Annotated in this window: 16 protein-coding genes; 9 read left to right on the top strand and 7 right to left on the bottom strand. The window is 68.5% G+C overall.

The window, feature by feature from the left end:
* The first annotated feature begins 43 nt into the window (after positions 1-43).
* On the top strand, positions 44-3436 hold the full coding sequence (locus ABIE19_RS16920; RefSeq protein ID WP_354090417.1) for a hybrid sensor histidine kinase/response regulator: 3393 nt from the start codon (positions 44-46) through the stop codon (positions 3434-3436).
* Here ABIE19_RS16920 and ABIE19_RS16915 read toward each other — a convergent pair.
* Positions 3433-4047 carry a response regulator transcription factor gene (locus tag ABIE19_RS16915; RefSeq protein ID WP_354090416.1) on the bottom strand — a complete coding sequence of 205 codons (615 nt, stop codon included), beginning with the start codon at positions 4045-4047 and terminating at the stop codon, positions 3433-3435. The genes ABIE19_RS16920 and ABIE19_RS16915 overlap by 4 nt on opposite strands.
* Before the next feature lie 189 nt (positions 4048-4236).
* On the opposite strand from ABIE19_RS16915, the gene ABIE19_RS16910 reads away from it, so the two are divergent.
* The 7 genes from ABIE19_RS16910 to alaS all read left to right on the top strand — a co-directional run bounded on the left by ABIE19_RS16910 (position 4237) and on the right by alaS (position 14866).
* Complete coding sequence (locus tag ABIE19_RS16910; RefSeq protein WP_354090415.1) at positions 4237-5592, top strand: DcaP family trimeric outer membrane transporter; 1356 nt, start codon at positions 4237-4239, stop codon at positions 5590-5592.
* A 25-nt stretch (positions 5593-5617) separates the two neighbouring features.
* Positions 5618-7555, top strand: a complete 1938-nt coding sequence (gene acs, locus ABIE19_RS16905; protein WP_354090414.1) for an acetate--CoA ligase — start codon at positions 5618-5620, stop codon at positions 7553-7555.
* Between the two features lie 250 nt (positions 7556-7805).
* Positions 7806-8555: an SDR family NAD(P)-dependent oxidoreductase gene (locus tag ABIE19_RS16900; protein WP_354090413.1), complete on the top strand. Its 750-nt coding sequence runs from the start codon at positions 7806-7808 to the stop codon at positions 8553-8555.
* A 53-nt stretch (positions 8556-8608) separates the two neighbouring features.
* A complete protein-coding gene (locus tag ABIE19_RS16895) occupies positions 8609-10099 on the top strand; it encodes a CYTH and CHAD domain-containing protein (RefSeq protein ID WP_354090412.1) in 1491 nt (496 codons plus the stop codon).
* A gap of 170 nt (positions 10100-10269) precedes the next feature.
* On the top strand, positions 10270-11349 hold the full coding sequence (gene recA, locus ABIE19_RS16890) for a recombinase RecA (RefSeq protein ID WP_354090411.1): 1080 nt from the start codon (positions 10270-10272) through the stop codon (positions 11347-11349).
* 259 nt (positions 11350-11608) lie between these two features.
* On the top strand, positions 11609-12091 hold the full coding sequence (gene rraA / locus ABIE19_RS16885; protein ID WP_354090410.1) for a ribonuclease E activity regulator RraA: 483 nt from the start codon (positions 11609-11611) through the stop codon (positions 12089-12091).
* Between the two features lie 132 nt (positions 12092-12223).
* Positions 12224-14866 carry an alanine--tRNA ligase gene (gene alaS / locus ABIE19_RS16880; RefSeq protein WP_354090409.1) on the top strand — a complete coding sequence of 881 codons (2643 nt, stop codon included), beginning with the start codon at positions 12224-12226 and terminating at the stop codon, positions 14864-14866.
* 81 nt (positions 14867-14947) lie between these two features.
* On the opposite strand, the gene ABIE19_RS16875 is transcribed toward alaS, so the two are convergent.
* Positions 14948-15505 (bottom strand): DUF2939 domain-containing protein, encoded by a 558-nt coding sequence (locus ABIE19_RS16875; RefSeq protein WP_354090408.1) that lies wholly within the window; start codon positions 15503-15505, stop codon positions 14948-14950.
* A 247-nt stretch (positions 15506-15752) separates the two neighbouring features.
* Positions 15753-16973, bottom strand: coding sequence for an NADP-dependent isocitrate dehydrogenase (locus ABIE19_RS16870; RefSeq protein ID WP_354090407.1), 1221 nt, complete (start codon positions 16971-16973; stop codon positions 15753-15755).
* Positions 16974-17176: 203 nt separating this feature from the next.
* Between ABIE19_RS16870 and ABIE19_RS16865 the strand changes: the two genes are divergently transcribed.
* Positions 17177-18301, top strand: coding sequence for a DUF1176 domain-containing protein (locus tag ABIE19_RS16865; RefSeq protein ID WP_354090406.1), 1125 nt, complete (start codon positions 17177-17179; stop codon positions 18299-18301).
* Positions 18302-18382: 81 nt separating this feature from the next.
* On the opposite strand, the gene ABIE19_RS16860 is transcribed toward ABIE19_RS16865, so the two are convergent.
* From ABIE19_RS16860 to fghA, 4 genes are all read right to left on the bottom strand, one after another.
* A complete protein-coding gene (locus tag ABIE19_RS16860) occupies positions 18383-20176 on the bottom strand; it encodes a DUF885 domain-containing protein (protein ID WP_354090405.1) in 1794 nt (597 codons plus the stop codon).
* Positions 20177-20265: 89 nt separating this feature from the next.
* Positions 20266-22098, bottom strand: coding sequence for a DUF885 domain-containing protein (locus ABIE19_RS16855; RefSeq protein WP_354090404.1), 1833 nt, complete (start codon positions 22096-22098; stop codon positions 20266-20268).
* Between the two features lie 103 nt (positions 22099-22201).
* A complete protein-coding gene (locus ABIE19_RS16850; RefSeq protein WP_354090402.1) occupies positions 22202-22447 on the bottom strand; it encodes a hypothetical protein in 246 nt (81 codons plus the stop codon).
* 7 nt (positions 22448-22454) lie between these two features.
* On the bottom strand, positions 22455-23288 hold the full coding sequence (fghA, locus tag ABIE19_RS16845; protein ID WP_354090401.1) for an S-formylglutathione hydrolase: 834 nt from the start codon (positions 23286-23288) through the stop codon (positions 22455-22457).
* Between the last annotated feature and the right edge of the window lies 1 nt (position 23289).

The raw sequence follows: 23289 nt of genomic DNA, 5'->3' as shown, positions 1-23289 counted from the left end.
TTTATCCTTGTCCCACAGCCTCGCTCGGTCCCAGATGCCGGTCATGCTCAGCCTCGCGACCCTGGCCCTCGTGGCCGCCTACATGGCCGTCCTGTTCGCGGTGGCCTGGTGGTACGAGCGGCCGTCGGTGAAGGCGCGCGGCGGAGCCCTGGGACCGTCGCTCTACGCCCTGTCCCTGGCCATCTACTGCACCTCCTGGACCTATTACGGGGCGGTGGGGACGGCGGCGCGGTCGGCGTGGGAATACCTGCCCATCTATATCGGCCCGGCGCTCGGCGTGACGGTCCTGTTCCCGCTGTGGAAGCGGATCGCGGCGGCGGCCCGGCGCGAGAACGTCGGCTCGATGGCCGACTTCATCTCGTCGCGCTACGGCAAGAGCCCGGCCCTGGGCGCGGCGGTCGCCGCCGTCGCCATCCTGGGCTCCCTGCCCTATATCGCCCTGCAGCTGAAATCCCTGTCCATGGCGGGAGAGATGCTGACGGCCGGCACGCCGGTGGCCGGGTCCGAAGGCGTGACGGTCCTGGTCATGGCCGGGGTCCTGGCCGGGTTCGCCATCCTGTTCGGCGCCCGCCGTCCTGACCTGACCGAGCACAATCGCGGCCTGATCCAGGCCATCGGCATTGAATCCATCGTCAAGCTGGCGGCCCTGCTGGCCGTAGCCGTCTTCGCCCTGATGCTGCTGCGCCAGGCGCCGGCCCAGGCCGACGTCGTCGCCAGTCTGGGCGACCTGGCGCGTTGGCCCGACCTTGACGGACGCTTCTGGGCCATCGTCCTGGTGGCGAGCCTGGCCGTCTTCTGCCTGCCGCGTCAGTTCCACGTCGCCTTCGTCGAGGGCGGGGATCCGGCCCAGGTGCGGCGCGCGCGCTGGATCTTCCCCGTCTATCTGCTGCTGACCAGCCTGGCGGTCCTGCCCCTGGTGGCGGCGGGCGGCCTGTTCACGCCCAGCGTCAATCCGGACCTTCTGGTCCTGGCCCTGCCCCTGAACAGCGGCCAGTCGATCCTGACCGCCGTGGTCTTCGTCGGCGGCTTCTCGGCCGCCACCGCCATGGTCATCGTCGAGGCTGTGGCCCTGTCGGCCATGGTGTCCAACAACCTGATCCTGCCCCTGCTGACCGCCGAACGCCGTCGACGGGAAGAGCGCGGCCGGGACGGGACCGGCGACATGGCGCGCCTGATCCTGAACATCCGGCGGGTCGCCATCGTGGCCCTGCTGCTGATGGCCTGGCTCTACTACCAGGCCATGGACCAGTCGCGCGGTCTGGCGGCCATGGGGTTGTTGTCCTTCGCCGCCCTGGCCCAGTTGGCGCCCGCCCTGTTCGGCGCGGTGCTGTGGCGCGGCGGACGCTCGCGCGGCGCCCTGGCGGGACTGGCCGTCGGCATGGCGGTCTGGCTGATCATGCTGGCCGCGCCCCAGCTGGCGCCGGGCTTCGGCCTGAACGTCCCGGCCATGATGGGGCTGCAGGACCCCTTCGCCGCCGGGGTCTTCCTCAGCCTGACGCTGAACCTCGGGGTCTTCGTCCTGGTGTCGCGGATGGGAACGCCGCGCCTGATCGACCGGGTCCAGGCCCGCGCCTTCGTCGATCGCCTGGGGCCGGACTGGCTGGAGGGACGCGGCGGTTCGGCCGGAGCCTCGGTCGGCGATCTCAAGGCCCTGGTCGCCCGCTTCATCGGCGACGAGCGGGCCGAGCGCGCCTTCGCCGCCTGGGCCCGGGAGACGGACGTGAGGCTGCGCGACGCCGAGCCGGCCGACGCCGCCCTGGCCCGGGCGGCCGAGCGGATGCTGGCGGGCGCCGTGGGCGCCGCCTCGGCCCGCCGCGTCATCGCCGCAGCCCTGGCCGCCGGGGGTCGCGCGCCCGAGGACGTGGTGCGGATGCTGGACGAGGCCTCCCAGGCCGTTCAGTTCAACCGCGACCTGCTGCAGACCACCCTGGACAACATCGACCAGGGCGTCAGCGTGGTGGACGAGGACCTGCGCCTGACCGCCTGGAACCGGCGCTATGTCGAGATGTTCGACCTACCCGCCGGCTTCATCCACGTCGGCCTGCCCATCGCCGCCGTCTATCGCCTGAACGCCGAGCGAGGCGAGACCGACACCGGCCCCGGCGGGCTCGACGCCTGGGTCGAACGGCGGCTGGAGGCCCTGGCCCGCCGCATCCCCCACGACCATGAGCGCGAGCAGCCGGACGGGCGCATCCTGCGCTCCTCCGGCGCGCCCATTCCCGGCGGCGGCTACGCCACCAGCTATACCGACATCACCGCCCTGCGCCGCGCCGCCCGCGATCTGGAGGAGGCCAACGAGCAGTTGGAGGCCCGTGTCGCCGACCGCACCGAACGGCTGGAGGAGGCCCGCCGCCAGGCCGAGGACGCCACCGCCTCCAAGACCCGCTTCCTGGCCGCCGCCAGCCACGACCTGTTGCAGCCCCTGCACGCCGCGCGCCTGTTCATCGCCGCCCTGAAGGAGGAGCCGGCCCTGGCGGCGGGGTCCGCCGCCCGCGGTCTGGCGACCAACGCCGACCGCGCCATCGACAGCGCCCACCGCCTGCTGACCGCCCTGCTGAACCTGTCCAAGCTGGAGGCGGGCGGGGTCCAACCTGCGGTCGCCCCCCTGTCGCTGGACGCCCTGTTCGCCGAACTGCGCCGCGAGTTCGCCCCCATGGCCCAGGCCAAGGGCTTGCCGCTGACGGTCATGCCGTCGAGCCTGTGGGTCGCCTCCGACCCCGATCTGCTGCGCTCCATGCTGCAGAACCTGATCGCCAACGCCATCCGCTATACCGACAAGGGCCGCGTCCTGGTCGGCGCCCGACGCGACGGCGGCAGGGTCCGGATCCTGGTCTGCGACACCGGACGCGGCATCCCCGACGCCGACCGCGAAACCGTCTTCGGCGAGTTCGTGCGTCTGCCCGGCGCCCCGGTGGACGAGCCCGGCGCGGGCCTGGGCTTGGCCATCGTGCAGAAGCTGTCGGACCTGCTGCGCCATCCGCTGTCCATGGCTTCGCGCCTGGGTCACGGCACGACCTTCCGCGTCGACGCGCCGCGAGCCCCAGCGCGAGCCATGCCCGTCGCGCCGACCGAGGGCGACGCTCGCCTGCCGCTGGCGGGCCTGCGGGTGCTGTGCGTGGACAACGAGCCGGCCATCCTCGACGCCCTGACCGCCCTGCTGACCCGTTGGGGCGCCCAGGCGACGACGGCGCGATCAGCCGCCGAGGGGATCGCGGCCCAGGGACCGTTCGACGCCGCCCTGGTCGACCTTCATCTGGGCGACGGCGACGACGGCCTGAGCGTGGCCGACGCCCTGCGCGCACGGGGCCTGCGCCGCATCGGCCTGGTCACCGCGGACACTCGCGAGGGGCTGAAGGAAACGGCGACGGCGGCGGGCGCGACCCTGCTGCCCAAGCCGGTCAAGCCGGCGGCGCTGAAGGCCTTCCTGTCGCGCTAGAGATCGATCGACTGGGCCAGGATCACCGCCTGGGTTCGGTTGTGCACCCCCAGCTTGCGGAAGACGCTGGTCAGATGGGCCTTGATGGTGGCCTCGGTGACGCCGAGGTCGAAGGCGATCTGCTTGTTCAGCCGCCCGGCCCTCAGGCCTTCCAGGATGCGCACCTGGGACGGGGTCAGGCTGGCGATGCGGGCGGCCAGGTCGCCCTCCTCCGCCTCCGCTTCCCCGACGTCGGGCGACCAGCCGTCTCCGGCCAGGACCGCCGATATGGCCTCGACCATGACCGGCAGGGCCGCCGATTTCGGGATGAAGCCCGCCGCCCCCAGGGTCAGGGCGCGGCGCACGGTCTGGGGCTCCTCGCTGGCCGAGACGATCGCCACGGGCACGGCCGGATGATCGGCGCGGATCAGGGTCAGGCCCGCCATTCCCTCGCTGTCCGACAGCTTGAGGTCCAGCAACAGCAGATCGGCCGCCCCGCTCGCCAGGGCCGCCTGCACCTCCGCCAGGCTGGCGCATTCGAGGATTTCAGCGCCGGGCGCGGCCTTCTCCACGGCCGATCGAAGGGCCGCCCGGAACAGGGGATGGTCGTCGGCGACGACGATGCGATCCATGAAGGTCCTTCCCGCGCGCGGTTCTTTTCGAGGCTCGGCCGCACTGCTGACGACACCATGCCGCGCCTCGACTTTGGTCGAAACTAGACGAATGGCTAATGGCCGCAAACCCGTTGCGCGCGGAATGCTCCCGTCCTGAGGCCTGCATCAGACAGGCCCTGCGACCGCAAGGTCTGGGAGGATTATGACATGGGAAGACCCCGCCTGCTCGGCGGCGCGGCCGCGGCTGCGCTGTTGCTCACGCCCGGCGCCGTCCTGGCTCAGAACGCCGACGCCGCCCTCGAAGCCCGCATCGCCCAGCTCGAAGCCGAGCTGAACAGCCTGAAATCCGAAGTCGCCGCCGCCCGAACGCAGCAGGCTTCGCAAAACCAGGCCATGTCTCAGGACATCATCCGTCTGGAGACCCGCCCCGCGCCCACGCCGGTTTCGGCCCCCGCCCCGCGCGAAGAGGGCTTCCGCATCGGCGACCACACGGTGAAGTTCGGCGGCTTCATCAAGGCCGACGCCGTGGCCTCCAGCTATTCCGGCGGCGATCCGGCCAACGGCGACGCCCTGCGCGACTATCACCTGCCCGGCTCCATTCCGATCGGGGGCGCGGACGAGGACACGGCCGCCGACTTCAACGCCCGCCAGACCCGCTTCTGGCTGACCACCGACGGGACGGTGGCGGGCCACAAGGTCGCGACGCGGCTGGAGATGGACTTCCAGACCCTGCCCGGCTCCGGCGACCAGCGCACCACCAGCGGATCGAACCCGGCCCTGCGCCGCGCCTTCGTCACCGTCGACAACTGGCTGATCGGCCAGGAATGGACCAATTTCCAGAACACCGCCGTCCTGCCGGAATCCGCCGACTTCATCGGCGCGGCCGAGGGCACGGTCTTCGCCCGCCAGGCCCAGGTTCGCTATACGCGCGGCCCCTTCTCCGTCTCGCTGGAGAACCCCGAGACCACCGTCACCCCCTTCGGCGGCGGGACGCGCATCGTCGCCGATGACAACAGCCTGCCCGACCTGACCGCCCGCTATGCGATCAGCCGCCCCTGGGGCGACGTCCAGTTGGCGGGCCTGCTGCGCCAGCTGAAGTATCAGAACCCGGCGACCAACATCGACGGTTCGGCCACCGGCTGGGGCCTGTCGGCCTCGGCCAAGTTCAAGGTCGGGGCGCAGGACGACGTCCGCCTGATGTTGACCGGCGGCGAGGGGATCGGCCGCTACGTCGGCCTGAACTTCTCCAACGACGCCGTGCTGACGGCCTCGGGCGAGTTGGAGACCATCGGGATCGTCGCGGGCTTCGCCGCCTATCGCCACGTCTGGGCGCCGGGCTGGCGCTCCAGCCTGGTCTGGTCGGCGCAGAAGGTGGACAACGACGTCCTGCTGACCGGAACCGGCGCCAACGCCTCGGCCCAGAGCCTTCACGCCAACCTGATCTGGACCCCGCTTGCAGGGTTTGATGTCGGCGCCGAAGTGATGTTCGCTGACCGTGAATTGGAATCCGGACTGGACGGCGACATGACCCGTCTGATCCTGTTCGCCAAATACGGCTTCTAAGAAGAAAAGACTGGAGGAATTTCGCGTGTCCGATCCGGAGATCTACCCCGTTCCCGCCGACCTGGCCGCCCGCGCCCACATGGACCGCGACGCCTATGAGGCGGCCCGGATCGCGGCGCGCGAAACCCCGGAAGCCTACTGGGCCGAACAGGCCAAACGCCTCGACTGGATGACCTTCCCGTCGAAGATCAAGGACGTGTCGTTCGACAAGGCCGACTTCCGCATCCGCTGGTTCGAGGACGGGGTCCTGAACGTCTCGGCTGAGTGCATCGATCGCCATCTGCCCCACCGTGCGAACGATGTCGCCATCATCTGGGAGGGCGACGAGCCGACCGACAGCGAGCACGTCACCTACGGCCAACTTCATGAGCGCGTCTGCCGCATGGCCAATGTGCTGAAGGCCAACGGCGTCCAGAAGGGCGACCGCGTCACCATCTATCTGCCCATGATCCCGGAGGCGGCCTACGCCATGCTGGCCTGCGCCCGCATCGGCGCGGTCCACTCGGTCATCTTCGGCGGCTTCTCGCCCGACAGCATCGCCGGGCGCATCGAGGACTGCGGCTCCACCTTCGTCATCACCGCCGACGAGGGCTGCCGCGGCGGCAAGAAGGTCCCGCTGAAGGCCAATGTCGACAAGGCGCTTGAAAAGGTCTCGGGCGTCGACGGCGTCCTGCTGATCCGCCACACCGGCGCGGACGTGGGCTTCGTCGCGGGTCGCGACCGGGACTATGAGACCGAGGCCGCCGAGGTCACGGCCCATTGCCATCCAGAGCCGATGCAGGCCGAGGATCCGCTCTTCATCCTCTACACCTCGGGTTCGACCGGAAAGCCCAAGGGGGTGCTGCACACCACGGGCGGCTATCTGTTCTGGGCCGGCTACACCCACGAACTGGTCTTTGATTACCGTCCCGGCGAGGTCTTCTGGTGCACCGCCGACGTGGGCTGGGTGACGGGCCACTCCTATGGGGTCTACGGCCCCCTGGCCAATGGGGCGACGACCCTGCTGTTCGAGGGCGTGCCCAACTACCCGACCGTCAGCCGCTTCTGGCAGGTCATCGACAAGCATCAGGTCGAGATATTCTACACCGCTCCCACCGCCCTGCGCTCGCTGATGCGTGAAGGGGATGCGCCGGTGAAGGCGACCAGCCGCAAGAGCCTGCGTCTGCTGGGCAGCGTCGGCGAGCCGATCAACCCCGAGGCCTGGCGCTGGTATCATGAGGTGGTCGGCGACGGCCGCCTGCCCATCGTCGACACCTGGTGGCAGACCGAGACCGGCGGCGTCCTGGTCTCGCCCCTGCCCGGCGCCACCGACCTCAAGCCGGGTTCGGCGACCAAGCCCCTGCCCGGCGTCGAGTTGCAGATCGTCGACGCCGAGGGCGGCGTTCTGGAAGGCGCGACCGAAGGCAACCTGTGCATCACCGACAGCTGGCCCGGCCAGATGCGCACCGTCTATGGCGACCACCAGCGCTTCTTCGACACCTATTTCTCGACCTATCCGGGCAAGTATTTCACCGGCGACGGCTGCCGCCGGGACGAGGACGGCTACTACTGGATCACCGGCCGGGTCGACGACGTCATCAACGTCTCGGGCCACCGCATGGGCACGGCCGAGGTCGAGAGTGCGCTCGTTCTGCACGACGATGTGGCCGAGGCCGCTGTGGTCGGCTTCCCCCACGACATCAAGGGTCAGGGCATCTACGCCTATGTCACCCTGAACAAGGGGGTCGAGGCGACCGACGCCCTGCGCAAGGAACTGATCGCCCAGGTCCGCGAGGAGATCGGCCCCATCGCCGCCCCCGACGTCATCCAGTGGGCGCCGGGCCTGCCCAAGACCCGCTCGGGCAAGATCATGCGGCGCATCCTGCGCAAGATCGCCGAGAACGAGATCGGCGCCCTGGGCGACACCTCGACCCTGGCCGACCCTTCGGTCGTCGACGACCTGGTGAAGAACCGCGCCGCCTGACTGAACTCCTCCCCCGCCTGCGGGGGAGGGGGACCACCGAAGGTGGTGGTGGGGGCGCACCTCAAGCGCCGACCCTCGACCCCGTTTCCACCGACGCCCATCCTCACCTAGACACCGTCCCCCGAACCTTCGCCCCCTCCACCACGCTTGCGCGCGGTCCCCCTCCCCCGCTGCGCAGGGGAGGAGAGGAGAGGATCGCTTTCATTCCGTAGCGGCGCTAGACAGCCCCGACAGCGAACAGGAGCAGATCATGAGCGGAACCGTCCTCATCACCGGCGCCACCTCCGGCATCGGACAGGCCTCGGCGCGCCGCTTCGCCTCGGCGGGCTGGAAGATCATCGCCACCGGCCGCCGCGCTGAGCGCCTGAATGATCTGGTCGCCGAACTGGGCGCCGACGTGGTCCATCCCATCGCCTTCGACATCCGCGACGAGGCCGCGATCGACGCGGCCCTGGACGCCCTGCCCGAGGGCTTCCGCGACATCGACGTCCTGATCAACAACGCCGGTCTGGCGCTCGGCACGGCCGCCGCTCAGGACGCCGATCTGGACCAGTGGCGTCAGATGATCGACACCAACATCACCGGTCTGGTGACCATCACGCGCCGCCTGCTGCCCCGCCTGATCGCGCGCAAGGGCGCCATTCTGAACATCAGTTCGGTGGCCGCGACCTATCCCTACAAGGGCGGCAACGCCTATGGCGGGACCAAGGCCTTCGTGCGCCAGTTCTCGCTGGGCCTGCGGTCCGACCTGCACGGCACGGGGGTGCGCGTCACCTCCATCGAGCCCGGCATGACCGAGACCGAGTTCACCCTCGTCCGCACCGGCGGCGATCAGGCCGCCTCGGACACCCTGTACGGCGGCGCCCAGCCGATGACGGGCGAGGACATCGCCGAGACCCTGTTCTGGGTCGCGAGCCTGCCGCCCCACCTGAACATCAACGCCCTGGAGCTGATGCCGGTCAGCCAGTCCTTCGCCGGCTTCCAGGTGGCGCGGGACTGAGCCCCCTAGCTTCGCCGCTTCCGGGATGACGACGAGAAGCCTAGAATAGGCCCATGGCTTCGTCCTCGACGGAAACCGAACTGAAGTTCCGCCTCGGCCCCGGCGCCGTCGTGCGCCTGTCGGGGCATCCGGCGCTGCAGGGAGCGCAGACGACGGACCGCCTGCGCTCGACCTATTTCGACACCCCGGACGACGCCTTGGCCGCCGCCGGCTTCAGCCTGCGGGTGCGCGCGACGCGGAACGGCTTCGTCCAGACCTTGAAGCGCCAGATCGCCCCCGGTCAGACAGCGCGCGACGAGTGGGAGGTCCCGGTGGTCGAGGAGGGCCTGGATCTCGCCGCCCTGAAACACACCCCGGCGCACAGACTGCTCAAGGGCCGCCGCAAGGCCCTGTCGCCCCGCTTCGTCTCCGCCGTCGTGCGCCGAACACGCCTGACCGCCACGGACGGGGCCGAGATCGAGGCCGCCTTCGACGCCGGCGAACTGTCCGCCGACGAGCGACGAGAGCCGGTCTATGAACTGGAACTGGAGTTGAAGTCCGGGCCGCGTCAGGCCCTGTTCGACCTGGCGCGGCGACTGGTCGACGATCTGCCTGTCTTTCCCGTCTTCGAATCCAAATCGGAACGCGGCCGTCGACTGGCCCTGGGCGCCCGTCTGGCGCCGCACGGGGCCGTCCACGCCCCTCTGTCCCCCAATGCGAGCGCGGGCGAGGCCTTTCGCCGGATCGCCCTGGCCTGCCTGGCCCAGGTCTCGGCCAACGCCGAACTGTTGCGGACGGCGCGTCGCCCCGAGGCCGTGCACCAGATGCGCGTGGGCCTGCGTCGGTTGCGAGCCGCCCTGTCGATCTTCCGACCCCTGCTGGACAAGCCCGGGCGCGAACGGATCGAAGCGGAGCTGAAATGGCTGGCGCACGAGAGCGACGTCGCGCGCGACCTGGACGTCTTCATCCGCGAGGTCTTTCATCCCGCCGCCCTGGCCGCCCCCTCTCCCGACCTGGCGCCCCTGGGACGCAGCCTGCTGGCCGCCCGGACCCAGGCCTATGATCGGGTCATGGCCGGCCTGCAGTCGTCGCGTTACGCCCGCCTGGCGCTGGAGACCCTGATCTGGGTCGAAACTGCGTCCCTGCCGGACCAGGCGGCCGACGCCTTCGCGAAACAGGCCCTGGACGGTCTTCATCGCAAGATCGCGCGGCGCGGCCGCGATCTGGCGCGGATGTCGGCCGAGGAGCGGCATCGCCTGCGCATCCAGGCCAAGCGGCTGCGCTACGGAGCCGAATTCTTCGGCGACCTGTTCGGCAAGGGCTCGAAGAAACGTCGCAGGCGCTATCTGAAGACCCTGGAAGACGTGCAGGAAACTCTGGGCGCCTTGAATGACCTGGCCGTGGCCCGCGACCGCATTCCCTTTGAAAGCGGGCTGAACGATCCCGTCGTCGCCTTCGCCGCCGGCCGCATCATCGGCCGCCGCGAGGGAGACGAAACCGCCCTGCTGGCCGCCGCCGTCAAGGCCGAGGCGCGTTTCCGCGCCGCCCGCCCCTTCTGGCGCTGAAATTCATACGTCAATATCGGTCGTAGGTCGCATTTTGTTCTCGCGGCGCAAATGAGAACATCTTGTGAACCAGAACAAACCATGCACATAGTCCGTCTCACAGAGGGAGCGGGTCCTGGCGGGTCTCTCCCGAAGCCCAGAATGGAATCATGGCAAGGGAGAGAAAACCAATGGCACAGGCGGCTTTGAAACTCGTGGGTAAAGAAGACGGCGAAAAGCAACGCGCTCTTGAGGCGGCGATCGCGCAGATCGATCGCGCCTTCGGCAAGGGCTCGGTGATGAAGCTCGGCAAGGGCGGCGTCGCCAATGAGATCGAAAGCATCTCGACCGGCTCGCTGGGCCTGGACATGGCCCTGGGCATCGGCGGCCTGCCCAAGGGCCGGGTGATCGAGATCTTCGGTCCGGAATCCTCGGGCAAGACCACCCTCGCCCTGCACACCGTGGCCGAAGCCCAGAAGGCTGGCGGCGTGGCCGCCTTCGTCGACGCCGAACACGCGCTGGACCCGGCCTATGCGCAGAAGCTGGGCGTGAACCTGGACGACCTGCTGGTCTCCCAGCCCGATCACGGCGAACAGGCGCTGGAGATCACCGACACCCTGGTCCGCTCGGGCGCCGTGGACATCGTGGTGGTCGACTCGGTCGCCGCCCTGACGCCGCGCGCCGAAATCGAAGGCGAGATGGGCGACAGCCTGCCCGGCCTTCAAGCCAGGCTGATGTCGCAGGCCCTGCGCAAGCTGACGGCCTCGATCGCCAAGTCCAAGTGCATCGTCATCTTCATCAACCAGATCCGTCACAAGATCGGGGTCATGTACGGTTCGCCGGAAACGACCACGGGCGGCAATGCCCTGAAATTCTACGCCTCGGTCCGCCTCGACATCCGCCGCACCGGCGCGATCAAGAACCGCGACGAGGTGGTCGGCAACTCGACCCGGGTGAAGGTGGTCAAGAACAAGGTCGCCCCGCCCTTCCGCGAGGTGCTGTTCGACATCATGTACGGCGAGGGCGTGTCCAAGATCGGCGAGATCATCGACCTGGGCGTCAAGGCCAACGTCATCGAGAAGTCGGGCTCCTGGTTCTCCTACGACTCCACCCGCATCGGCCAGGGCCGCGAGAACGCCAAGGAGTTCCTCAAGGCCAACCCGGACATCGCCGCCGCCATCGAAAAGGCCGTGCGTCAGTCCACGGCCAAGATCGCCGACGACATGCTGGGATCGCCCGAACCCGACGAGGGTCAGGACCTGGAGGGCTGATCAGCCTCTCCTCGTCACGACCAGGATCTTCTCCGTCCGTCGCCCCGCGACCCGCCTACCGACCCCGCGGGGCCCGGCAAGACGGAGACAGGCCCGCCCGAGCACCTCGGGCGGGCCTCTTTTTATCCGCAGCAGACTCCGCGATCGCGCCCCCCGGCCTCGACCAGGATTGAACAGGCTGCTCGATTTCCTTCCCGCTCCACTGGTCGCGACGCCCTGCGCCGGGCAAGCTGTCCGTCTCGACGAAACGGAGCCTTCCATGTCCACCGCCACCGCCGATCTCTGCGACGCCCATCCCGACGTGGTGAAGGTCTGCCATATTCCGTTCCGCACCTTCGGCAAGGTCGCGAGCTTCCACGGCCCGATCCGGACCCTGAGCGTTCTGGACGACAACGCCCTGGTCCGTCAGACGCTGGAGCGGCCCGGCCAGGGCGCGGTCCTGGTGGTCAACGGCGGCGGCTCGCTGAAGCGCGCCCTGGTCGGCGACAACCTGGCCAAGCTGGCCGTCGACAACGGCTGGGCCGGGATCGTGGTCCACGGCGCCATCCGCGACAGCGGCGTGATCGACGCCATGTCGGTGGGGATCAAGGCCATCGGGACCATCCCCCTGCGCGCCGGCCGCGACGCCATCGGCGAGATCGACATCCCCACGGCCTTCGGCGGCGTCATCTTCACACCCGGCGACTGGCTCTATGCCGACGCGGACGGGGTCGTCGTCGCGCCGCATCGCCTGCACGACTAGGGTCCGTCCGCCCGAAAAGCGCCGCCTCGCCCACGCGATCACGCGCGAGTGATGCGTTCGGCGCAAAATCCCTATATGACGCCCGTTCCGATATTCTCCCCGCGCGCCCGATTTCCTTAGAGCGATACGCCCATGACCAGCCTGAAACAGATCCGCTCCACCTTCCTCGACTACTTCGCGGCCGACAGCCACGAGAAGGTGCAGTCGGCTCCGCTGGTGCCGCAGAACGACCCGACCCTGCTGTTCGTCAACGCGGGCATGGTGCCGTTCAAGGACTATTTCACCGGCGCGGCCGTCCCGCCCTACAAGCGCGCGACCTCGTCGCAGAAATGCGTGCGCGCCGGCGGCAAGCACAACGACCTGGACAACGTCGGCTACACCGCGCGTCACCACACCTTCTTTGAAATGCTCGGCAACTTCTCGTTCGGCGACTATTTCAAGGACCACGCCATCGAGAGCGCCTGGGGCCTGCTGACCAAGGAGTTCGGCCTCGATCCCAAGCGCCTGCTGGTCACCGTCTATCACACCGACGACGAGGCCTTCGACATCTGGAAGAAGGTCACGGGCTTCGCGGACGAGAAGATCATCCGCATCCCCACGGCCGACAACTTCTGGGCCATGGGCGACAGCGGTCCGTGCGGCCCCTGCACCGAAATCTTCTACGACCACGGCGACCACATCTTCGGCGGTCCTCCCGGAAGCCCCGATGAAGACGGCGACCGCTTCGTGGAGATCTGGAACAACGTCTTCATGCAGTACGAGAAGGAGAACGACGAGATCGTTCGCGACCTTCCCAAGCCCAGCGTCGATACCGGCATGGGTCTGGAGCGCATCGCCGCCGTCCTGCAGGGCGTCCACTCCAACTATGAAGTCGACCTGTTCAAGAGCCTGATCAACGCCTCGGAAGAACTGACCAGCACGAAGGCCGAAGGCGAGCGCGCGCCGTCGCACCGCGTCATCGCCGACCACCTGCGCTCGACCGCCTTCCTGATCGCCGACGGCGTGACCCCGTCGAACGAGGGCCGGGGCTACGTCCTGCGCCGCATCATGCGCCGCGCCATGCGTCACGCCCACCTGCTGGGCGCCCAGGACCCGCTGATGCACCGTCTGGTGCCGACCCTGGTCCAGGAAATGGGCGAGGCCTATCCGGAACTGGGCCGCGCCCAGGCCTTCATCGAGGACACGCTGAAGCAGGAAGAGATCCGCTTCCGCACCACCCTGGGCCGCGGCATGAACCTGTTCGATCAGGCCACGACCGGCTTCAAGGCCGGCGACATGCTGGACGGCCAGACCGCCTTCACCCTCTATGACACCTACGGCTTCCCTCTGGACCTGACGCAGGACGAAGCCCGCCGTCGCGGCTTCAGCGTCAATGTCGACGGTTTCGAGACCGCCATGGCCGAGCAGCGTGACCGCTCGCGCGAGCACTGGAAGGGCTCGGGCCAGACGGCTTCGGCCGGGGCCTGGCTGGCCCTGCGCGACCAGCACGGCGCCACCGCCTTCACCGGCTATGAGTCCGAGACCAGCGAGGGCAAGGTCCTGGCCGTCGTCAAGGACGGCGAGGAAGCCGCCTCGGCCGCAACCGGCGAAACGGTCGAGGTCCTTCTGAACCAGACCCCCTTCTACGGCGAAGGCGGCGGCCAGGCGGGCGACAAGGGCGTCTTCGTCTGGAACGGCGGCGAAGGCCGCGTCCTGGACACCAAGAAGCACGGCGGCGACCTGCACGTTCACACGCTTGAGGTGACCAAGGGTTCGCTGGCGACCGGCGCGGTCGTGACCGCCACGGTCGAGCCGGGCTCGCGCCCCACGACCCGCGCCAACCACTCGGCCGCCCACCTGTTCCACGCCGCCGTGAAGAACGTCCTGGGCCCGCACGTGGCCCAGAAGGGCCAGATGGTCGACGCCGACCGCATGCGCTTCGACTTCAGCCACAACGCCCCGATGACGGACGAGGAGATCGCCCGCGTCGAGGACGAGGTGAACGCGGTCATCCGCCAGAACGTCCCGGTCACCACCGAACTGATGACGCCCGACGCCGCCATCGCGGCCGGCGCCGTGGCCCTGTTCGGCGAGAAGTACGGCGACGAGGTCCGCGTCCTGACCATCGGCCGCGCCCTGACCGGGCAAGGGGCCTATTCGGTCGAACTGTGCGGCGGCACCCACGTCTTCCGCACCGGCGACATCGCCCTGTTCAAGATCGTCTCCGAGGGCGGCGTCGCCGCCGGCGTGCGCCGGGTCGAGGCCCTGACCGGGGAGGCGGCCCGCCGCTTCCTGCTGGATCAGGCCAATGTCGCCCGCCAACTGGCCCAGGGCTTCAAGATCCAGCCCGCCGAGGTTCCGGCCCGCGTCGAGGCCCTGAGCGCCGAGCGCAAGGCTCTGGAGAAGCAGGTCGCCGACCTGAAGAAGCAACTGGCCCTCGGCGGCTCCAGCGCCAACGCCGCGCCGGAAGAGATCAACGGCGTCAAGCTGATCGCCCGCGTCCTGGACGGCGTCGATGGCAAGGGCCTGCGCGGCGTGGCCGAGGACTTCCGCAAGCAGGTCGGCACGGGCGTCGTCGCCCTGGTCGGCGTGACGGACGGCAAGGCGGCGGTCACGGTCGCCGCCACCAGCGATCTGGCCGGCAAGGTCAATGCGGCCGACCTGGCCCGCGCGGCCGTCATCGCCATGGGCGGCCAGGGCGCCGGCGGCAAGCCCGACTTCGCCCAAGGCGGCGCCCCCGACGGCTCCAAGGCAGAAGAGGGCCTGAACGCCGTCCGGGCGGCCCTGAAGGGCTGATCGCTCTACAACCCCAGACAGGAAAGGGCGGCGCATCGGATGCGCCGCCCTTTTTCTTCGGCTGACTTCAGCCCTCCCTCTTCACTCCGGATCGCCCAGGTCCGCCGCCGCCAGCTTCCAGCTGAACAGGTTCCGACGCTTCATCAGCAGGGCGATCTTCTCGTCCGGCTTGTCCTCCTTGGTCAGGGTGACGGCGAAGGTGTCCAGGTCGCGATAACCCCAGGACTGACGCACCTTTTCCGCGTCCTTGGGCTTCGGCGGCGAGACGGCCGACCTGGCCAAGTCCGGCCCCGGCGCCTGGCCTTCCTTGACCATCATGGATATGGCCTGGGGCGTGACGAAGACGTCCACCGCCCCGCCCACGATGGCCGGTCCCAGCAGCATGCCCAGCGCGGCTAGGCCGTCGTCGCCCTTGGCCTTCGCCTCCTTGCGCATCTCGGCCATCATCTGGGCGTTCAGTTCGTCCTTCAGGCTCTGCCGGAAGGCCGGAAAGTCGACCTTGCGCTCCAGCGCCGTTTCGTCCCCCGCCTTGGCCGCCTGCACCAGGGACTTCGCCGCCAGCAGGGGCGAAAGACCATAGGCCGCGACGAACAGCCCCGCCGCCCCAATCCCCAGGCGGATCATCAGTTTACGGTTCATGGGCCCTCCCCTGCCTTACGAACGCGACGGGATGACGACACGACGCCGAAAACCCTTAACCTTCATAAGGACATGGTTCGAGCCTGGGCTCAATGGCGGGTTTTCACGCAGGTCCAGGAACGAAAAAAGCCCGCCGGAAATATCCGACGGGCCTTGTTCTTGGTGCGCTACCGCGCTTCGCGCTGCTTGAGCGCGGTTGGTGCGCTAACGCGCTTCGCGCTGCTTGAACGCGAGGTCGCGCCTAACCTCAGCCGATGCCCGGCAGAGCCTTCTTCAGGTTCTCGGACACCTTGTCCAGGAAGCCTTCAGTGGTCAGCCAGGACTGCTGATCGCCGACCAGCAGGGCCAGGTCCTTGGTCATGAAGCCCGCCTCGACGGTCTCGACCACGACGCGTTCCAGGGTGGCGGCGAATTCGGCCAGTTCGGCGTTGTCGTCCAGCTTGGCGCGGTGCGAGAAGCCGCGCGTCCAGGCGTAGATCGAGGCGATCGAGTTGGTCGAGGTGGCCTCGCCCTTCTGATGCTGGCGATAGTGACGGGTCACGGTGCCGTGGGCGGCTTCCGATTCCAGCACCTTGCCGTCCGGCGTCATCAGCACCGAGGTCATCAGGCCCAGCGAGCCGAAGCCCTGGGCGACGACGTCCGACTGCACGTCGCCGTCATAGTTCTTGCACGCCCAGACGAAACCGCCCGACCACTTGATGGCCGCGGCCACCATGTCGTCGATCAGACGGTGCTCATAGGTCAGGCCCTTGGCCTTGAACTCAGCGGCGAACTCTTCGTCGAACACCTTCTGGAAGATGTCCTTGAAACGGCCGTCATAGGCTTTCAGGATGGTGTTCTTGGTCGACAGATAGACTGGGAAGTTGCGCTGCAGGCCGAACGAGAAGCTGGCGCGGGCGAACTCGGTGATCGAGTCGTCCAGGTTGTACATGCCCATGGCCACGCCCGACGACGGGAAGTCGAACACTTCGTGCTCGATGACCTGGCCGTCTTCGCCCTGGAACTTGATCGTCAGCTTGCCGGGACCGGGAACCAGGAAGTCCGTGGCCTTGTACTGGTCGCCGAAGGCGTGGCGGCCGACGACGATCGGCTGGGTCCAGCCGGGCACCAGGCGCGGCACGTTCGAGCAGATGATCGGCTCGCGGAAGACGACGCCGCCCAGGATGTTGCGGATGGTGCCGTTCGGCGACTTCCACATCTTCTTCAGGCCGAATTCCTTCACCCGGGCCTCGTCCGGGGTGATGGTGGCGCACTTGACGCCGACGCCGTGCTTCTGGATGGCCTTGGCCGCGTCGATCGTCACCTGGTCGTCGGTGGCGTCGCGGTTTTCCATGCCGAGGTCGTAGTAGTCGAGGTCCAGGTCCAGATAGGGGAAGACCAGCTTGTCCTTGATCATCTGCCAGATGATCCGGGTCATCTCGTCGCCGTCGATGTCCACGATGGGGTTGGCGACCTTGATCTTGGCCATGCTTACGCCTCTGTCTCTCAGGGAAGGAATTCGGTGCAGGGCATATAGCGAGACGCGAGCGCGGGCGCAAAGGGGACGAAAGCCGCATGGCCGTCGCGAAAACGCCGAGGCGGAAAAGCCGGAACGAAACGGCCGCTCGCCCGCTTGCCCTATTCACGGCTACGCTTACCGTCGCCGATCGATCAAGACGCATGGAACGCCTGATGACGCTTAGCCGCCTGCGGTTCGCCGCCTCCGTCGCCCTCCTCCCCCTCGCGCTCGTCGCCTGCAAGAATCCAAAGGCCGCGGCCACGTCGGAAACCCCGGCGGCGCAGGCCGCCGCCGCTGAACCGGCCGCCGCTCCCGCCGTCCAGGCCGCCGTCGCCAATCCGCCCAGCGTGACACGCGACTTCCGCGACTGGACCGCGACCTGCGACAACACCAACCACTGCGTGGCCTTCGGCCCGGGCGCGAACCACATGGGCTTCGTCCTGGTCACCCTGGACCCCGGTCCGGACGCCCGCCCCGTGGTCCATATGGGCGGCTGGGGTCTGGAAGACGGCGAGGGTTCGGTTCACGCCGTCATCGACGGTCGCCGCTATGCGGGCGAGAACACCAAGATGGATGAGGAAGGCGACGTCATCGCCTTCAAGACGCCTTCGGCCCAGCTGCTGCAGGACCTGGGGAACGGCTCCTCCGTGGCCGTCAGACGCGGCGACAAGCAGATTAGGGTCAGCCTGGGCGGGGCCGCCGCCGCCTTCCTGTGGATCGACGAGCGTCAGGGACGACTGGGCACGACCACCGCCCTGATCCGTCGCGGCGACCGCCCGGCCTCCAGCGTGCCCGCCGTCCCCGCCGCGCCGCGCGTCGTCATCGCCGCCGCCGTCTCCCAGAACGGCCTGGTGCAGGACGACCTGTCGCCCGCCCTCCTGGCCCACCCCAAGGTGAAGGAGTGCCTGGCCGAGTCTCGCACGGGCGAACGGTTCGACCCGGATATCGAAGTGTCCCGCCTGGCCCAGGACAAACTGTTGTGGAGCGTCCCCTGCGGCGAGGGCGCCTACAACTTCAACCAGGTCTATTTCATCACCCCGGCGGACGGGACCGCGCCCCGGTTGGTCAGCTTCCCCACGGCGAACGGCAGCGAAGAGGAACTGGTCAACAGCCGCTATGAGCCCAAAAGCCGCACCCTGTTCGCCTTCGGTCGGGGACGCGGAATCGGCGACTGCGGCCGCATGGGAACCTGGGCCTGGACCGGCGAAGGCTTCGCCCTGCTGGACGAGAAGACCATGCCGAGCTGCACGGCCGTGCCCCAGGAACTGTGGCCGACCACCTGGCGCGCGGCGATCTGACCGCACCGCGACGCCGGACATGAAAACGGCCCGGACGCGCGAACGTCCGGGCCGTCTTTCGTTTCAGGGCTCAGTTGCGCGTCAGCGCCGCATCTGGGCTTCCAGCACCGCCAGCGGCAGGGAACCGTTCACCAGCACCTTGTCGTGGAAGGCGCGCAGGTCGAAGCCCGACTTGGCCTCCGCCTCCTTGCGCAGGCGGGCGATGACCGTGTGGCCGACCTTGTAGGCGCAGGCCTGGCCCGGCCAGACGGAATAGCGATTGATCTCGCTGTTGGAGGCGTCCAGCGGTTTGGCGCCCGAGGCCGCCATGTACTCGACCGCCTGTTCGCGGCTCCAGCGCTCATGATGGATGCCGGTGTCGACCACCAGGCGCACCGCCCGGAACAGATAGGACATCAGGAAGCCGACGCGGCCCAGGGGATTGTCGGCGTAGACGTTCAGGTCGTTGGCCGCCACCGCCTCGGCGTACAGCGCCCAGCCCTCGTTATAGGCCGAGAAGCCGCTGGCCCGACGCCATTGCGGCAGTTCGCCCGACTCGCGCTGCAGCGCCACCTGCAGGTGATGGCCCGGCGAGGCCTCGTGATAGGTCAGGGTCGGCAGGGCGAACCGGGGCCAGTTCCCGCTGTCACGCAGGTTGATGTAGTAGGCGCCGGGTCGCGACCCATCCAGCGGCGGCCCCTGATAATATCCGCCCGGCGCGCCCGACTGGATCGACACAGGCACGCGCCGGATCTCGACATGCGACTTCGGCAAGCGCCCGAAGACCGTCGGCAGTTTCGGCTCCAACTGGGCGACCAGTTGGTTCAGCCAGACCAGCAGTTCCTCCTTGCCCGCATCCGTATTGGGGAAGAGCTGGGCCGGGTCCTTGTTCAGGGCCTGGACGCGTTCGCCCACGGTTCCCTGCGTATAGCCCTGCGACTTCAGGATGGCGTCGATCTCGGCGCTGATCTCGGCCACCTGCTCACGGCCCATCCGGTGGATTTCGGCGGCGCTCAGGGTGGTGGTGGTGTTGGACTTCAGCCCGGCCGCGTAGAAGGCCTCGCCGTCAGGCAGGCGCCAGACGCCCGCGTCATGGACGGCGCTCGGGCGGATCTTCTCCAGCGCCTCGACCTGGCGCGCCAGGGCGGGTTTGACCTTCTGGTCCACGATGGCGGCCGCGCGCGCCTCATAACCCGTCAGGTTCAGGGCGGCGGTCTTGCGCGCCAGTGACTTGATCATGGCCATGTCGGCGGCCGAGGCGTCGCGCAGCGCGCGGATCTGCGGCAGCATGCGGTCGATGATGAAGTCGGGCGGGACGACGCCCAGCCCGGCGTCCTCGCGCACCTTGTCCGTCTCGCCGTCCAGCACCCCGGCGAAGGCGTCCAGGCGCGACAGGAAGGCGTCGGCGCCCGCCGCGTCCTCGATGCGGTGCTGGTTGTCCATGAAGTCCGGCGTCTCGAAATAGGCGCCCGACAACTGGGTCACGACATAGGGCGACGGACGGCCCGGCCCGGCGCCATAGGCGAAGCGAGCCGTCTCGGCCGCCGTCTCGCGCCCGAAGGCGGCGATGGCGTAGTTCAAGGCGCCCGCCTGGGACAGGCCTGTCTGGTCGAAGGCGCGCAGCATGGCCCAACGGTTGATCGCCTTGTCGCGGTCCTTGCGGATGGCGGCGGGGCCGGCCTCGCTCAGCTTCGACGCCAGGCCGGCGCGGGCGCCGCGATCCAGGCCCAGGTTGGTCGCATATTCCGGGGCCTCGTCGATGTCGGCCTCGAACCAGCCGTCCAGAAGGGCGTTCAGGCGACCGTCGGCGTCTTCAGCGACGGCCGCCTGGGCCAGGCCCGGCGAAACAGCGGCCGTGGCGGCGGCGGACAGCAGAAGACTGCGGCGATCGATCATCAGGATACCCTTCCGAACGGGCGGCGCCGCGCCGGACGCCTCCCGCTACGCATGCACATCGGGCCGGCGCGCCCGTCGCCTTCAAACGGTCAGGCGGGGGTCCAGGCGTTCATCGCACGCTCCAGAACCGTCAGCGGCACGCCGCCCAGGTTCAGGCCCGTGTCGTGGAAGCCCTTGATGTCGAAGCGGGCGCCCAGGCGGCGCTTGGCGTCTTCACGCAGGCGGACCCAGGTGGTGTGGCCGACCTTGTAGCTGGACGCCTGGCCCGGCCAGACGCAGTAGCGCTCGACCTCGGTGGCGATGCTAGATTCCTGGTCGCCCAGAGTGTCGACCATGTAGCGGATGCCCTGTTCGCGGCTCCAGCGCTTGTGGTGCAAGCCGGAGTCCACGACCAGGCGCGCGGCGCGGAACATCAGCGACTGCAGATAGCCGATCTGGCCGAAGGGGTCGTTCTCATAGGCGCCGATCTCGTCCGCCAGTTGCTCGGCGTACAGGCCCCAGCCCTCGGAGTAGGCCGAGAAGCCCATGACCTTCATCAACAGCGGGGTGTCCGGCTTCTCCTGCTGCAGGGCGATCTGGAAGTGGTGGCCCGGAACCGCCTCGTGATAGGTCAGGGTCGGCAGGGTCCACTTGGGCCATTCGGCCGTGTCGCGCAGATTGATGTAGTAGGCGCCCGGACGCGAGCCGTCCAAGGCCGGCGACTGGTAATATCCGCCCGGCGCACCGGCCTCGATCGCGACCGGCACGCGCTTGATGTCGCACGGCGACTTGGGCAGGCGGCCGAAGTATTCCGGCATGCGCGCCTGGATGGCGACCATCTGGGCGTTCAGTTCCTTGATCAGCTCTTCCTTGGCGGCGTCCGTGTTCGGGTAGAGGAAGCGCGGATCCTTGCCGAGCGCAGCGACGCGGGCGCCGACCGAGCCCTGGGTCATTCCCTGCGCCTTCAGCAGGGCGTCGGTGCGGGCCGAGATTTCGGCCACCTGTTCCAGACCCATCTGATGCACCTCGTCCGGCGTCATCGAGGAGGTGGTGTAGTATTTCAGCCCGAAGCGGTAGTAGGCCTCGCCGTCCGGCAGACGCCAGACGCCGCCGTCATGGGTCGCGTTCGGACGCACGGCCTTCAGGGCGTCAGCCTGGCGCTGTATGGCCGGATAGACCTCGTTGGTCAGGATGGCCTGGGCCTTCGCGGCCCACTCGCCCGGAATATTGTTCGCCGCCGTCCTGCGCGCCAGGGACCGGGTCATGACCGAGTCGGCCGCGGGCGTGCCGGTGATGGCGCCCATCTGGGTCAGGGTGCGGTCGATGACGAAGTCCGGCGGCACGGCCCCGGCCGCGAACTCGGCCTGCATCCGCGCCCGCTCGTCGTCCAGCCCCTTGGCGAAGTCGGACAGACGCGACAGATAGGCCTCGGCGTCGTCCGGCGTGTCGAGGCGGTGCTGGCTGTCCAGGAAGTCGGGGATCTGCTGATAGGCGCCGCCCAGTTGGCTGACGACATAGGGCGAGGGCGAGAAGCCGCCGCCGTAAGGGAAGCGGTAGCCGTCCATCACCGTGTCGCCGAAGAACTCCAGGGTGTCGTAGTAGACCTGTTCGTCCGTGCCCAAGGCCTTGCGGTCGATGGCCTTCACCGCCTTCATGGCGTCGGTGAACTTGACCTTGTCGGCGTCGACCTTGGCCTGGGACCGGTCGCTCAGCTTGAAGCGCGCCTGCGCCATCGGCCCGCGATCCATGCCCAGCATGGTCAGGGTCTCTGGATCCGACAGGATCATCTCCTGCGCGATCTTGTCCAACAGGGCCAGGAACTGGGCCGAGGCGGCCCCGGCGGCGGGCGCGGCGGCGGTCTGGGCCAGGGCGCGAACCGGGCCGACGGCGGCCAGGGCCCCTCCCGCGGCGACCGACATCAACAGCTTGCGACGATCCATCATGAGCTTCCCTCCAAAGCGATTTTGGCGCGGATGCTAGCGGAGCCTTCGCCGCCCGCAAGGCTTCAGCGGATGAAGTTTCATCCATGCTGGGGAAGAAAGAGGATCAGTCCTTCTGGACGTGGCTCTTGATACAGTCGCGCACGGCCTTCTTCAGGTCCCCCGGAGCATTCGGTTCGTCCACGCCTTCGGCCGCCAGAACCGCCTTCATCGCGGCGTCCAGGCCGCGCGGCAGGGCCTCGACCACCTTCTTCTGACCCTTTTCATGCAGGCAGAAACCGACCTCGCTGCACAGGGCGGCGAACAGGGCGTCGAAGTCCACGTGGTCGAAGTTCGGGGCGGCGTCGGTCATTGAAGTCTCAGGCTTTCAGGCGGGTCGCATGGAAGGCCACGTGGTCGTCCACGAAGCTGGCCATGAAGAAGTAGGAGTGATCATAGCCCGGCTGCATGCGCAGGGTCAGCCCCTGCCCCGCCTTTTCCGCCGCCGCTTTCAGCAGTTCCGGCTTCAGCTGCTCGACCAGGAAGGGATCGGCCTCGCCCTGATCCACCAGGATGTCGTCATAGACGCCGGTCGCAGCCCCGCCTTCGATCAGCAAGGCCGCGTCGTGCCCGGCCCACGCCGCGCGGTCCGCCCCCAGATAGGCGCTGAAGGCTTTCTCGCCCCAGGGACAGCGGGTCGGCGACGAAATCGGCGCGAAGGCCGAGACCGACCGGAACAGTTCGGGATGACGCAAGGCCAGCGTCAGCGCCCCATGTCCGCCCATGGAGTGGCCGAAGACGGAGCGCGTCCCGGTGGTCGGGAACCCGGCGTCGATCAGGGCGATCAACTCGCCCACGACATAGGATTCCATGCGGAAATGCGGCGTCCAGGGCGCCTGCGTCGCGTCGATATAGAAGCCCGCGCCCTGGCCCATATCATAGGCGGGGTCGTCGGCCACGCCCTCGCCGCGCGGCGAGGTGTCCGGCGCGACGATGATGACGCCGTGCTTGGCGGCGGCCTTGTAGGCCCCAGCCTTGGTCGTGAAATTGTCCTCGGTGCAGGTCAGGCCCGACAGCCAGATCAGGACCGGGAACGGGCCTTCGCCTGCCGGAACGAAGACCGACAGGGTCATGGACGTGCCGGTGGTCGCGCTGTCGTGCTTCAGATAGCGCAGGGTCCCGCCGTAGACGATGTGGCTCTTGATCGTTTCCATC

It is taken from the genome of Brevundimonas faecalis (genome assembly GCF_040549405.1).
Taxonomy (GTDB): Bacteria; Pseudomonadota; Alphaproteobacteria; order Caulobacterales; family Caulobacteraceae; genus Brevundimonas; species Brevundimonas faecalis.
The sequence above is the reverse complement of the archived record's forward strand: the minus strand, read 5'-3'. Positions and strand labels throughout refer to the sequence as shown.